Annotated in this window: 11 protein-coding genes; all 11 read right to left on the bottom strand. The window is 72.3% G+C overall.

Features of this window, described 5'->3' with window-relative positions:
- Positions 1–5: 5 nt before the first annotated feature.
- A complete protein-coding gene (locus tag ACIBCA_RS06870; protein WP_396281820.1) occupies positions 6–647 on the bottom strand; it encodes a protein-tyrosine-phosphatase in 642 nt (213 codons plus the stop codon).
- A 32-nt stretch (positions 648–679) separates the two neighbouring features.
- Complete coding sequence (locus ACIBCA_RS06865; RefSeq protein ID WP_031074301.1) at positions 680–1,327, bottom strand: L-threonylcarbamoyladenylate synthase; 648 nt, start codon at positions 1,325–1,327, stop codon at positions 680–682.
- Positions 1,328–1,415: 88 nt separating this feature from the next.
- On the bottom strand, positions 1,416–2,282 hold the full coding sequence (prmC, locus tag ACIBCA_RS06860) for a peptide chain release factor N(5)-glutamine methyltransferase (protein WP_396281749.1): 867 nt from the start codon (positions 2,280–2,282) through the stop codon (positions 1,416–1,418).
- Between the two features lie 61 nt (positions 2,283–2,343).
- Positions 2,344–3,423, bottom strand: a complete 1,080-nt coding sequence (gene prfA / locus ACIBCA_RS06855) for a peptide chain release factor 1 (protein WP_396281748.1) — start codon at positions 3,421–3,423, stop codon at positions 2,344–2,346.
- Between the two features lie 162 nt (positions 3,424–3,585).
- Positions 3,586–3,807, bottom strand: coding sequence for a 50S ribosomal protein L31 (gene rpmE / locus ACIBCA_RS06850; RefSeq protein ID WP_396281747.1), 222 nt, complete (start codon positions 3,805–3,807; stop codon positions 3,586–3,588).
- A gap of 138 nt (positions 3,808–3,945) precedes the next feature.
- Positions 3,946–5,058 carry an LCP family protein gene (locus tag ACIBCA_RS06845; RefSeq protein ID WP_396281746.1) on the bottom strand — a complete coding sequence of 371 codons (1,113 nt, stop codon included), beginning with the start codon at positions 5,056–5,058 and terminating at the stop codon, positions 3,946–3,948.
- 139 nt (positions 5,059–5,197) lie between these two features.
- Positions 5,198–7,336: a transcription termination factor Rho gene (rho, locus tag ACIBCA_RS06840; RefSeq protein WP_396281745.1), complete on the bottom strand. Its 2,139-nt coding sequence runs from the start codon at positions 7,334–7,336 to the stop codon at positions 5,198–5,200.
- Positions 7,337–7,925: 589 nt separating this feature from the next.
- Positions 7,926–8,864: a homoserine kinase gene (thrB, locus tag ACIBCA_RS06835; RefSeq protein WP_396281744.1), complete on the bottom strand. Its 939-nt coding sequence runs from the start codon at positions 8,862–8,864 to the stop codon at positions 7,926–7,928.
- A 381-nt stretch (positions 8,865–9,245) separates the two neighbouring features.
- Positions 9,246–10,343, bottom strand: coding sequence for a threonine synthase (gene thrC, locus ACIBCA_RS06830; protein WP_396281743.1), 1,098 nt, complete (start codon positions 10,341–10,343; stop codon positions 9,246–9,248).
- Between the two features lie 9 nt (positions 10,344–10,352).
- Positions 10,353–11,645: a homoserine dehydrogenase gene (locus ACIBCA_RS06825; protein WP_396281742.1), complete on the bottom strand. Its 1,293-nt coding sequence runs from the start codon at positions 11,643–11,645 to the stop codon at positions 10,353–10,355.
- 137 nt (positions 11,646–11,782) lie between these two features.
- Positions 11,783–13,177 (bottom strand): diaminopimelate decarboxylase, encoded by a 1,395-nt coding sequence (gene lysA, locus ACIBCA_RS06820; RefSeq protein ID WP_396281741.1) that lies wholly within the window; start codon positions 13,175–13,177, stop codon positions 11,783–11,785.
- Positions 13,178–13,206: the final 29 nt, after the last annotated feature.

Genomic DNA, 13,206 nt, shown 5'->3' with positions numbered 1-13,206 from the left:
CGGGCCTACCGGCTGGCGGACAGACCCGTCAGGGCGGTGACCACCGGGTCGACCGCGTGGAATATCTCCTCGCCGCAGTTGCGGAACATGCCGATCGGTGCCCCGTACGGGTCGTCCAGCTCGTCCGACTCCGGGGTGGCGGCCAGCAGCCAGCCCCGCAGGGCGGCGGCCGCGCGGACCAGCGCGCGGGCCCGCTCGGTGACGTCGGCGCCCCGGCGCGGGTCCGGCAGGGTGCCGGGTTCGATCGTGCGCACCAGGCGGGTGAACTCCTTCAGGGTGAAGGTGCGCAGACCCGCCTCGTGACCCATCGAGATGACCTGGGCGCGGTGGTCCAGGGTGGCCGTGAGCACGAGATCGGCCTCGACCACGTGCTCGTCCAGCAGCTCGCGGCCCGTGAAGCCGCCGCTGTCGGCCCCGTACTCGTCGAGCACGGTCGCCGCGTGCGCCTCCATCGGCGCGCCCTCGTGGCCCCAGGTGCCGGCGCTCTCCACCAGGATCCGGCCGGCCACCCGGGGGCTCAGCCGGGTGTCCAGCTCACGCCGGGTGAGCCGCTCGGCTATCGGCGAGCGGCAGATGTTGCCGGTGCAGACGAACAGGATGCGGAAGTGGTCCAGCGGCCTGGGGCCCACACTCAGGTACGGCGCTATGCCGGGCCCGGCATGGAGCGAGGCGACGGCCGTCAACTGCCGGCCTCCAGGTCGGGGACGACCTCCCTCAGCTGCTCGATGCTGATCGCGCCGGCCCGCAGGAGGACCGGCACCTTGCCGGTGACGTCGACGATGGACGAGGCGGTGGCGTAGTCGGCCGCGCCGCCGTCCAGGTAGACCGAGATGGCGTCGCCGAGCTGCTGCTGGGCGTCGTCGCAGGTGACCGGGGACGGGCCGCCGGTCTTGTTGGCGCTGGAGACGGCGAGCGGGCCGGTGTTGTTCAGCAGCTCGATGGCCACCGGGTGCAGCGGCATCCGGACGGCGACGGTGCCGCGGGTCTCGCCGAGGTCCCAGCGCAGCGAGGGCTGGTGCTTGGCGACGAGGGTGAGCCCGCCGGGCCAGAAGGCGTCGACCAGCTCCCACGCCTGCTCGGAGAAGTCGGTGACCAGGCCGTGCAGGGTGGTCGGCGAGCCGACGAGCACGGGCGAGGGCATGTTGCGGCCACGGCCCTTGGCGGCCAGCAGCTCGCCGACGGCCTCCGGGGAGAAGGCGTCCGCGCCGACCCCGTAGAGGGTGTCGGTGGGCAGGACGACGAGTTCGCCACGGCGGATGGCCGAGGCGGCCTCACGCAGGCCGGTGGTGCGGTCCCCGGCGTCGGCACAGTCGTAGCGGCGGCTCATCGGTGCGGTTCCCTTCCGAAGTGGCTCATGACGTGGCCGACGCGCGTCACGACCCGACCCTGCGGGCCGTCGTGCAGCGCCGGATTGTTCACGACCCGACCCTGCGGGCGGTCGTGAAGCGGGGCCGGTTGTTCAGGTCGCGGTGGTCCGCGGTGTCCGTCCAGCCGTGTTCCTCGTTGAAGATCCACGGCACCTGCCCGCCCTGCTGGTCGGCGTGCTCGACCACCACCGCGCCGCCCGGGCGCAGCAGCCGGGCGGCCACGCGCTCGATGCCGCGGATGGTGTCCAGGCCGTCCTCGCCGGAGAACAGGGACATCTGCGGGTCGTGGTCGCGGGCCTCCGGCGCGACGTACTCCCACTCGGTGAGCGGGATGTACGGCGGGTTGGAGATCACCAGGTCGAAGCGACCGTCCCAGGAGCGGTCGTCCTCGAACGCCTTGGTGGCGTCGCCGGCGTGCAGGGTGACCCGGGCCCGGTCGGGGCTGGCCTCGATGTTGCGCCGGGTGTACTCGAGCGCGCCCTCGTCGAGTTCGAAGGCGTGCACGGTGGAGCGCGGGAGTTCCTGCGCCAGGGCGAGGGCGATCGCGCCGGAGCCGGAGCAGAGGTCGACGACCAGCGGCTCGGCCACGTCCATCTCGCGGACGGCCTCTATGGCCCACTCGACGACCGTCTCGGTCTCCGGCCGGGGCACGAACACCCCGGGGCCGACCTCCAGTTCGAGGTAGCGGAAGAACGCCCGCCCGGTGATGTGCTGCAGCGGCTCGCGCGCCTCGCGGCGCGAGACGGCCTCCCAGTAGCGGGCGTCGAAGTCGCCGTCCTGCACGGTGTGCAGCTGGCTGCGCTTGACGTGGTGGACGTAGGCGGCGAGCTCCTCCGCGTCGAAGCGCGGCGACGGCACGCCGGCCGCGGCCAACCGCTGGGTGGCCTGGGCCACCTCGGCGAGCAGCAGGTTCATCCGTACGACCTCTTGTTTCTGCGCCCCGGCTCCATGCTCGGCCGGCCGGGGCGCGCCGGTCTCAGTTCTGTTGGGCCGCGGCCAGCTTGGCCGCCGCGTCCGCGTCGACGCAGGACTGGATCACCGCGTTCAGGTCGCCGTCCAGGACCTGGTCCAGGTTGTACGACTTGAACCCCGTGCGGTGGTCCGAGATGCGGTTCTCCGGGTAGTTGTACGTCCGGATGCGCTCGGAGCGGTCCACCGTGCGGACCTGGCTGCGGCGCGCGTCCGAAGCCTCGCGCTCGGCCTCCTCCTGCGCGGCGGCCAGCAGCCGCGAACGCAGGATGCGCATCGCCTGCTCCTTGTTCTGCAGCTGGCTCTTCTCGTTCTGGCAGGACGCCACGATACCGGTCGGCAGGTGGGTGATCCGGACGGCGGAGTCGGTGGTGTTGACCGACTGGCCGCCGGGGCCGGAGGAGCGGTAGACGTCGATGCGCAGGTCGTTGGCGACGACCTCGACCTCGACCTCCTCCGCCTCGGGGGTGACGAGCACGCCCGCCGCGGAGGTGTGGATGCGGCCCTGGGACTCGGTGGCGGGGACGCGCTGCACGCGGTGCACGCCGCCCTCGTACTTCAGCCGGGCCCAGACGCCCTGGCCGGGCTCGGTGTTGCCACCCTTGGTCTTCACGGCCACGGAGACGTCCTTGTAGCCGCCGAGGTCGGACTCGTTGGAGTCGATGATCTCGGTCTTCCAGCCGATCCGCTCCGCGAAGCGCAGGTACATCCGCAGGAGGTCGCCGGCGAACAGCGCGGACTCCTCGCCGCCCTCACCCGCCTTGATCTCCAGGATGACGTCCTTCTCGTCGCTCGGGTCGCGCGGCACCAGCAGGAGGCGCAGCTCCTCGGTGAGCTCCTCGCGGCGGGCCTCGGACTCCTTCACCTCGGAGATGAACTCCGGGTCTTCGGCGGCGAGTTCGCGGGCGGCCTCGATGTCCTCCCCGGTCTGGCGCCAGGCCCGGTACACCCGGGTGATCGGCGTCAGCTCGGCGTAGCGCTTGGCCAGCTTGCGGGCGTTGGCCTGGTCCGCGTGGACGGACGGGTCTGCCAGCCTCGTCTCGAGGGCGGCGTGCTCGACGAGGAGCTCTTCGACTGCCTCGAACATGGGGTGGCCTTCTTCCCGGGGATCGGATCGGTGAGGGGACGCGGGCGGCGCGGGCCGCTCGTACGGCGTGTACGGCCCGTACGGGGGGACGCGAACGGCGCCGGCCCCCGGATGCCCCCGACTGCTAGTACGGGGGCACCGGGAACCGGCGCCGAGGGAGCGCTAGGCCTTCGCGCTGTGCTGCTTGCCGAAGCGGGCCTCGAAGCGGGCCACGCGGCCACCGGTGTCGAGGATCTTCTGCTTGCCGGTGTAGAACGGGTGGCACTGCGAGCAGACCTCGGCGCGGATCTCGCCACTGGTCTCGGTCGAGCGGGTGGTGAACTCGGCGCCGCAGGTGCAGGTCACATGGGTGACCACGTACTCCGGGTGAACGTTGGACTTCAAGGGGTTCTCCTAGGTTTCGGGAGGGCACCGGGTCGGCGGCAGGAGTGCCGCACGTGAACCGGGACCGACGGACCAGTCTGCCAGGACCGGCCGCATCTTCCCAAACCGGGTCCCGTTCGCGGATATTCCGGGCGCCGCTCAGCGGGCCGGAACGGCCTTCCTCGAGGGGCCCGCGGAGGCCGTCGGGGCGGCGGTGGGCGCGGCCTGCGCGGGGTTCTCGGGCTGCGCCGAGACGACGGTCTGCGGGATCGCCTGGTCGGCCTTGAGGGCCGCCCACAGCTGCCCGGCCTGCGGCTGCTGCGGAACGACGCGGTTGGGGTCGCTCGGGGCCGTGACGACGGGCAGGGTGACCATGCCCAGCTGGTCGGGCCCGATCCCCTTGAGTTCCTGCACCAGCCCCACCAGGGAGTTCACCGAGCCGAGCGCGGAGTCGGTGGTGATGCTCTTGGTGACGGTGTCGCCGAGCGACCACGCCTTGAGCGGGTCGGTGAACAGCCCGGCGCCGCCGGCCTGCTTGAGCAGCGACCTCACCATCTGCTTCTGCAGCTCGATCCGGCCGAGGTCGCTGCCGTCGCCGACGCCGTGCCGGGTGCGGACGAAGGCCAGCGCCTGCTGCCCGTTCAAGTGGTGCTCGCCGGCCGGCAGGTCGAGCCCGCTGTCCTTGTCGTGGATGGCCACCGTGGTGGTCACGGTGGCCCCGCCTATCGCGTCGACGACCCGGGCGAACCCGGCGAAGTCGATCTGCACGTAGTGGTCCATCCGCAACCCGGTGAGCTGCTCGGTGGTCTTGACGGCGCAGGCGGCGCCGCCGGTCTCGAAGGCGCTGTTGTACATCGCGCGCTTCACGGCCGGGACGGTCTTCCCGGTGGCGTCGGTGCAGGCGGGCCGGTCGACCAGGGTGTCGCGCGGGATGGAGACGACCTGCGCGTGCGTGTGGTCCTGGCTGATGTGGACCACCATCGCGGTGTCCGAGCGGGCGGTGTCGCCGACGGCCCCGCCGGCGAGGTTCCCGTTGTCCCCGGAGCGCGAGTCGGAGCCGAGGACGAGCATGTTGAACGAGCCGTCGGTGGCGGCCGGCGGACGGGCGTCGCCGAGCTGCCGGTTGATGTCGACGCTCTTGATGTTGTCGTTGAGCCGCACGTACGCGTACACGGCCGCTCCGCCGCCCAGGACGACGAGCGCGACGAACGCGCAGGCGGCCACCCGCAGGACCTTGCGGCGGCGACTCGGAACCCTCTTGTGCTCGGCCATACGGTCCAGAGTAAATCGGACAAGTAGCCGAAATGGCCCCAAGACGTCCCAAGCCTGAAACAGACCCCGACCGGACGCACGGAACCCCGGACCGCTCGCGCGGTCCGGGGTTCGGTGCTCGACAGCCGTACGGCTACGGTCAGTCGTTGGAGCCCGGGGTGGTCTTGGCGATCTGCATCAGGAACTCGGCGTTGCTCTTGGTCTGCTTCATCTTGTCCAGGAGCAGCTCGATCGCCTGCTGCGAGTCGAGCGCGTGAAGCACCCGGCGCAGCTTCCAGACGATGGCCAGCTCCTCGCTGCCGAGCAGGATCTCCTCCTTGCGGGTGCTGGAGGCGTCCACGTCGACGGCCGGGAAGATGCGCTTGTCCGAGAGCTTCCGGTCGAGCTTGAGCTCCATGTTGCCGGTGCCCTTGAACTCCTCGAAGATCACCTCGTCCATGCGCGAGCCGGTCTCGACCAGCGCGGTGGCCAGGATGGTCAGCGAGCCGCCGTTCTCGATGTTGCGCGCGGCACCGAAGAACTTCTTCGGCGGGTACAGCGCGGTCGAGTCGACACCACCGGACAGGATGCGGCCGGAGGCCGGCGCCGCCAGGTTGTAGGCGCGGCCCAGGCGGGTGATCGAGTCCAGCAGGATGACCACGTCGTGGCCCAGCTCCACCAGGCGCTTGGCGCGCTCGATGGCCAGCTCGGCGACGGTGGTGTGGTCCTCGGCCGGGCGGTCGAAGGTCGAGGAGATGACCTCGCCCTTGACCGACCGCTGCATGTCGGTGACCTCTTCCGGACGCTCGTCGACCAGGACGACCATCAGGTGGCACTCGGGGTTGTTGTGGGTGATCGCGTTGGCGACCGCCTGCAGCACCATCGTCTTGCCGGTCTTCGGCGGCGCGACGATCAGACCGCGCTGGCCCTTGCCGATCGGCGACACCAGGTCGATGATCCGGGTGGTCAGCACGCCCGGGTCGGTCTCCAGGCGCAGCCGGTCCTGCGGGTACAGCGGGGTGAGCTTGTTGAACTCGGGGCGGCCGCGGCCGCTGTCCGGGTCCATGCCGTTGACGGAGTCCAGCCGCACCATGGCGTTGAACTTCTCGCGGCGCTCGCCGTCGCGGGGCTGGCGCACGGCGCCGGTGATGGCGTCGCCCTTGCGCAGGCCGTTCTTGCGGACCTGGGCGAGCGAGACGTAGACGTCGTTCTGGCCCGGCAGGTAGCCGGAGGTGCGCACGAACGCGTAGTTGTCGAGGATGTCGAGGATGCCCGCGACGGGGATCAGGACGTCGTCCTCGCCGACCTGCGGCTCGGCGACAGCGGGGCCCTCGAAGCCGTCACGGCCACGGCGGCCGCGGCGGTCTCGGTAGCGGCCACGGCGGCCGCGACGGCCGTCGCCGAACTCGTCGTCGTCGAAGGCGCCACCGCCCTGCTGGGTCTGCGGCTGCTGGGTCTGCTGGCCGCCCTGGCGGCTCTGCTGGCCCTCGCCCTGGCCCTGCTGCTGGCCGCCCTGCTGGGTCTGGCGCTCGGTGCGGTCGGTGCGCTCGGTGCGGTCGCGGCGGTTGCGGCGGTCGCGGCGCGACTCGCGGCCGTCGCCGTCCTGGCCCTCGCCGGCGTCCTGCACGCGCTCGGTGCGCTCCGTGCGCTCGGCCCGGTCGGTGCGCTCGCCGCCCTCGCGGCGGTCACGGCGCTCACGGCGGTCGCGGCGGGTCTCCCGGCTGTCCTCGCGGCCCTCGAAGGCGCGGGTCTCGCCCGTGCGGGCCTCGGCCTGCTTGGACTCGGCGGCGACGACGGCGGCCTCGGCCACGGTGTCGGCGACGGGGGCGCCGGCGGCCGAGGTGGCACGGCGGCGGGGGCGCTCGGTACGGGCGGGCGCGGCGGTCTCGGCGGCGGCCTGGACCGGGATGTCGATCTGGGCCTGCTGCGCCTCGGCGGCGGCCGGGGCCTCGACGGCGGCAGCGGCGGCGGCCTTGGTGCGGCGGGCCGGCTTCTCGGCGGTCTCGCCCTCCGCCTTGGCGGCGGTGCGCTTGGCGGCGGCCGGGGCGGTGCCACCGGCGGCGAGCAGCGGGTCCCCGCCGCTCTTCTCCTTGATGGTCTCGATGAGGCTGCTCTTGCGCATGCGTCCGGTACCGGTGATGCCCAGGTCTGCGGCGAGCTTCTGCAGCTCGGCCAGAACCATGCCGTCCAGGCCGGCGGCGGCACTGCGGCGGCGCCGTGCCGGGGCGGCGGGGGCGGCGGCTGCGTCCGACGCCTCGGCGTCCGAACGCGCGCCCATCAGATCGGTGGAGTCGCTCACTAAGGGTCCTTCCCTGGAGCGGACGTCGGCCTGTCTGGCTCGGCGACCGGTTGTGCTGTCCTGACCAACGCTCGACTGCGTCGGTCCGAGGCGGTGATCCCCTCGAATGGCGGGAGCCCGTCGAGGGAGAGCTGGGAGGTGCGGTGCTTGAAGCACGGTGGTGCTGAGTGGCGTGGGCCGGTCGTGTGTCGACCTCCCCTGAGGGCGTTGCCCCCACGCTGCCTGTGAATCCCGGGCCCCCGTCGCGTGACGGTGGCCCGCGCCGCCCGTCCTGGCCTCCGGGTGGTGGAGGCCGCGGGTGGGAGTCAGGTGCCGTCACGGCTTCGGGATGCGGCCGCGTGTCGCGCAGGCAGGCTGCGTACGCGCTGCGGTGGGCTCCCGGAGAATCGTCGCCCCGTACATCGCCGCGACTCCACGGCCGTGGAGTGCTGGGATCGGGACGCGGCGCACCGAGCCCCGGAGGGCACCTGGTGCAGCAATGAGGTTAACACTACCGACCCCCTCACACATTCCCCGGCCTCAGGCCTGCCAATCGTGTCCGGCGGGCCCGGCTCGACGCCGGGCCCCAACGCCCTGTTCAGCGCCTGTTTCAGGCGTCCATCGGCAGCACGGTGGCCCCGGTGCGGTCGACGTCCAACCGGTGTGCGGCGAACGCCGGATCGCCGCCGTGGCCGTGGTGTCCGGCGAAGGAGAGCACCTTGTCGGCGTTCGCCTCGTCGGTCAGCGCGAGCACCGTCGGGCCGGCGCCGGAGATGACGGCCGGGACGCCCTCGGCGCGCAGCGCGCCGACGAGTCCGGCGCTGTCCGGCATCGCGGAGGCGCGGTAGTCCTGGTGCAGCCGGTCCTCGGTGGCGGCGAGGAGCAGCTCGGGGCGCCTGGTCAGGGCCTCGACCAGCAGCGCGGAGCGGCCGGCGTTGACGGCGGCGTCGGCCAGCGGGACGGTCCTGGGCAGCAGGCCCCGGGCGGTCTCGGTGAGCACCTCGCCGGCCGGCACGAACACCACGGGGACGACCTGGCCGGAGGGCTCCAGCGCGACCGCCTTCGCCGTCTCCTCCTCCGTCCACGCGATGGTGAAGTTGCCGCGCAGACAGGCCGCGACGTTGTCGGGGTGGCCCTCCAGCTCGGAGGCGAGGGCCAGCAGCGCGTCGTCGTCGAGCGCGGAGGGGCCGCCGATGGTGACGGCCCGGGCGGCGACGATCCCGGCGCAGATCGCGGCGGAGGAGGAGCCGAGGCCCCGGCCGTGCGGTATCCGGTTGGCGCAGACCACTTCGAGGCCGCGGGGCTGCCCGCCGAGCCGGTCGAAGGCGGCGCGCATCGAGCGGACCAGCAGGTGGCGCTCGTCGCGCGGCAGCGTCCCGGCGCCCTCGCCGGCGATGTCGACGGAGAGGCCGGAGTCGGCGACCCGGACGACGACGTCGTCGTACAGACCCAGGGCGAGTCCGAAGGCGTCGAAGCCCGGACCGAGGTTGGCGCTGGTCGCGGGAACCCTGACCCGGACGGCGGCGGCACGGAACGCTGGACCGGCCATGCGGTGGACTCTCCTGGGGAATTCGTGGCGGCGCGGAGCGCGTCGTCGGTGCGAGGGTGGGGAGGGCGCCGAGTGCCCCGTCGGGGGCGGGCGGTCTCGGTCGTCGGCACGGCCCCTACCAGGCCGAGCCCGGGGCAGGTGCCAAACGGCCGGAGCCAGAGTATCGAAGACAGGTTCCCCAGTGGTACACCCCGTGGACCTTCGATCTGGTGTGTTGCCGCTTCTGGCCGGAATGCGTCCTGGAATCGCCGTGGAAAAGCTCCGGAATGCACGCCGGGATTGACACCAAAGTGTCATCGGAGAACGCCGACGGACCGACCCCCGAAAGGGTCGGCCCGTCGAACCGTCAGGCCCCATGAGGCCCCGTGAGGTCCCGTCCGGTCAGTCCAGCAGGCCCAGGCGGCGGGCGGCCGCCTCCGGGTCGACCGGGACGATCTGCGGCTGCGGCGCGCCGGCCACCGCCCAGTCCGGGTCCTTGAGGCCGTTGCCGGTCACGGTGCAGACGATCCGCTGGCCGGGGTCGACCAGTCCGGCCTCCGCCTTGGCGAGCAGACCGGCCACCGAGGCGGCCGAGGCGGGCTCGACGAAGACGCCCTCCTGGGAGGCCAACAGCCGGTAGGCGCTGAGGATCTGACGGTCCGTCACCTTGTCGATGAGGCCGCCGGACTCGTCCCGCGCGGCGAGCGCGAAGTCCCAGGAGGCCGGGTTGCCGATGCGGATCGCGGTGGCGATGGTCTGCGGCTTCAGCACCGGGGCGCCGTCCACGATCGGGGCCGAACCGGACGCCTGGAAGCCCCACATGCGCGGGGTGCGCGCGGCGAGGCCGTCGGTGGCGTATTCGCGGTAGCCCTTCCAGTACGCGGTGATGTTGCCCGCGTTGCCGACGGGGAGGACATGGATGTCGGGGGCGTCGCCGAGCATGTCGACGATCTCGAAGGCCGCCGTCTTCTGGCCCTCGATGCGCACCGGGTTCACCGAGTTGACCAGCGCCACCGGGTACTTCTCGGACAGCTCGCGCGCGAGCGTCAGGCAGTCGTCGAAGTTCCCGTCCACCTGGAGGATCTTCGCGCCGTGCACCAGCGCCTGGCCCATCTTGCCCAGGGCGATCTTGCCCTGCGGGACGAGCACCGCGCAGACCATCCCGGCGCGCACCGCGTACGCGGCGGCGGAGGCCGAGGTGTTGCCGGTGGAGGCGCAGATGACGGCCTGGGCGCCGTCCTCCTTGGCCTTGGAGATGGCCATCGTCATCCCGCGGTCCTTGAAGGAACCGGTCGGGTTGGCGCCCTCGACCTTGAGGTAGACCTCGCAGCCGGTGCGCTCGGACAGCACCTGGGCGGGGACGAGCGGCGTGCCGCCCTCCAGCAGGGTGACCACCGGGGTGGCCGCGGAGACCGGCAGGCGGTCCCGGTACTCCTCGATCAGGCCGCGCCACTGGTGGGTGTGCGCGCCTCGGACGACGTTCTCGGCAACGGCGTTCATGGCTGTTCCTTATTCCCCTTCGACCCGCATGATGCTGGCCACGTCCCGCACGCTGTCCAGCGCGCGGAGCTTGTCGACCGTCGCCGACAGCGCGGCGTCGGTGGCACGGTGGGTGACGACGACGAGCGAGGCGTCCCCGTCACGACCCTGCTGGCGCACGGTGTCGATGGAGACGCCGTGCTCGGCGAAGACGGACGCGACCTGGGCGAGCACGCCCGCCCGGTCGTCCACGTCCAGGCTGACGTGGTAGCGGGTGACGACCTCGCCCATGGGCTTGGCGGGCAGCCGGGTGTACACCGAGTCACCGGGGCCGGTGGCGCCCGCCAGCTTGTTGCGGCAGACGGCGACGAGGTCGCCGAGCACCGCGGAGGCGGTCGGGGAGCCGCCCGCGCCGGGGCCGTAGAACATCAGCCGGCCGGCGGCCTCGGCCTCGACGAACACCGCGTTGTACGCCTCGCGGACGGAGGCCAGCGGGTGCGAGAGCGGGATCATCGCCGGGTGGACGCGCGCGGTGACGGACTCGTTGTCCGCCGCCCGCTCGCAGATGGCGAGCAGTTTGACGACGCAGCCCATCTCCTTGGCGGAGGCGATGTCGGCGGCGGTCACCTCGGTGATGCCCTCGCGGTAGACGTCCGCGGCGGTCACCTTGGTGTGGAAGGCGATGCCGGCCAGGATCGCGGCCTTGGCGGCGGCGTCGAAGCCCTCGACGTCGGCGGTCGGGTCGGCCTCGGCGTAGCCGAGCGCGGTGGCCTCCTCCAGCGCCTCCGAGTAGCCGGCGCCGCTGGTGTCCATCTTGTCGAGGATGAAGTTGGTGGTGCCGTTGACGATGCCCAGCACCCGGTTGACCTTGTCCCCCGCGAGGGACTCGCGCAGCGGGCGCAGCAGCGGGATCGCGCCGGCCACCGCGGCCTCGTAGTACAGGTCGACCCCGGCCGCGGCGGCGGCCGCGTGCAGCTCGGTGCCGTCCTGGGCGAGCAGGGCCTTGTTGGCGCTGACCACCGAGGCGCCCTGCTTGAAGGCGGACAGGATCAGGGACTTGGAGGGCTCGATCCCGCCGACCACCTCGACCACCACGTCGATGTCGCCCCGGTTGATCAGGGCCTCGGCGTCGGTGGTGATGAGGTGCTCGGGTACGCCGGGGCGGGCCCGCCCGGCCCGGCGTACCGCGATCCCGGCGAGTTCGACCGGGGCACCGATGCGAGCGGTGAGGTCGTCGGCCGTCGTCGTCATGATGCGCGCCACCTCGGAGCCCACCACACCACAACCCAGCAACGCCACCTTCAGCGGGCGCGTACGCATCATCCGACTCCGCTCTGCATTCTTCGTGCTTCGGTAATTCCGGCGGTTTTCAGGGGCCGCCGGAGCCTTCGGTCCGTACCAGTCTCGGGGACTTCCCGCACGGATCTACGGTCGTTCCATGATCTGAGACGAGAATTTCGTCATCCGATATCGAGACGCAGGAGATCCTCCTCCGTCTCGCGCCGGACGATCACCCGGGCCGCGCCGTCCTTGACGGCGAGCACGGGGGGCCTGAGGGCGTGGTTGTAGTTGCTCGACATCGAGCGGCAGTAGGCGCCGGTGGCGGGCACCGCGATCAGGTCCCCCGGGGCCAGGTCGGCGGGCAGGAAGGCGTCCTTGACGACGATGTCGCCGGACTCGCAGTGCTTGCCGACCACCCGGACCAGCATCGGCGCCGCCTCGCTGGTGCGCGACACCAGGGCCACCGAGTACTCCGCGTCGTACAGCGCCGTGCGGATGTTGTCGGACATGCCGCCGTCCACGCTGACGTAGGTGCGCAGGCCCTCGAGCGGCTTGACGGTGCCGACCTCGTACAGCGTGAACGCCGTCGGGCCGACGATCGCGCGGCCCGGCTCCACGCTCAGCCGGGGGGCGCTCAGGTTCGCGGCGGCGCACTCGCGGCGCACGATCTCCGCCAGGGCGGCGGCGATCTCGGCCGGCTCGCGCGGGTCGTCGTCGCTGGTGTAGGCGATGCCCAGGCCGCCACCGAGGTCGATCCCCGGCAGCTCGACGCCGTGCTCGTCGCGGACCTCGGCCAGCAGGCCGACCACGCGGCGGGCGGCCACCTCGAATCCGGCCATGTCGAAGATCTGCGAGCCGATGTGCGAGTGGATGCCGACCAGTTCGAGGCCGTCGGGGTGGCCGAGCACCCGGCGCACCGCCTCGGCCGCGGCGCCGCCGTTCAGGGAGAGGCCGAACTTCTGGTCCTCGTGCGCCGTGGCGATGAACTCGTGGGTGTGCGCCTCGACGCCGACGGTGACGCGGATCAGCACCTTCTGGCGCACGCCCTGCCGGGCGGCGACCGCGGCCAGGCGCTCGATCTCCTGGTAGGAGTCGACCACGACGTGGCCGACGCCGGTCTTCACCGCGTGCTCCAGCTCGTCCACGGACTTGTTGTTGCCGTGCAGCGCGATCCTCTCCGGCGGCATCCCGGCGGCCAGTGCCACCGCCAGCTCGCCGGTGCTGCAGACGTCCAGGTTCAGGCCCTCCTCGTGCAACCAGCGCACGACCGCCTTGGAGAGGAACGCCTTTCCGGCGTAGTAGACGTCCGCCTCGGTGCCGAACGCGTCGCGCCACGCACGGGCCCTGCCGCGGAAGTCCTCCTCGTCCATCACGTAGGCCGGGGTGCCGAACTCGGCCGCGACGCGCTTGACGTCCATCCCGCCGACGGTGACCACGCCCTCGGCGTCGCGGGCGACGGTGCGCGACCAGACCTTCGGGTCCAGGGCGTTCAGGTCGGCCGGCGGGGCCTGGTAGTGGCCTTCGGGGAGCACGTCACCGTGGCGCGGGCCTGCGGGGTGTGCGGAGCGACTCATCTTCTCGATTCCTTCGAGACTCATGGCGA

This window comes from Kitasatospora sp. NPDC051170 (assembly GCF_044455705.1).
GTDB lineage: Bacteria > Actinomycetota > Actinomycetes > Streptomycetales > Streptomycetaceae > Kitasatospora.
The sequence above is the reverse complement of the archived record's forward strand: the minus strand, read 5'-3'. Positions and strand labels throughout refer to the sequence as shown.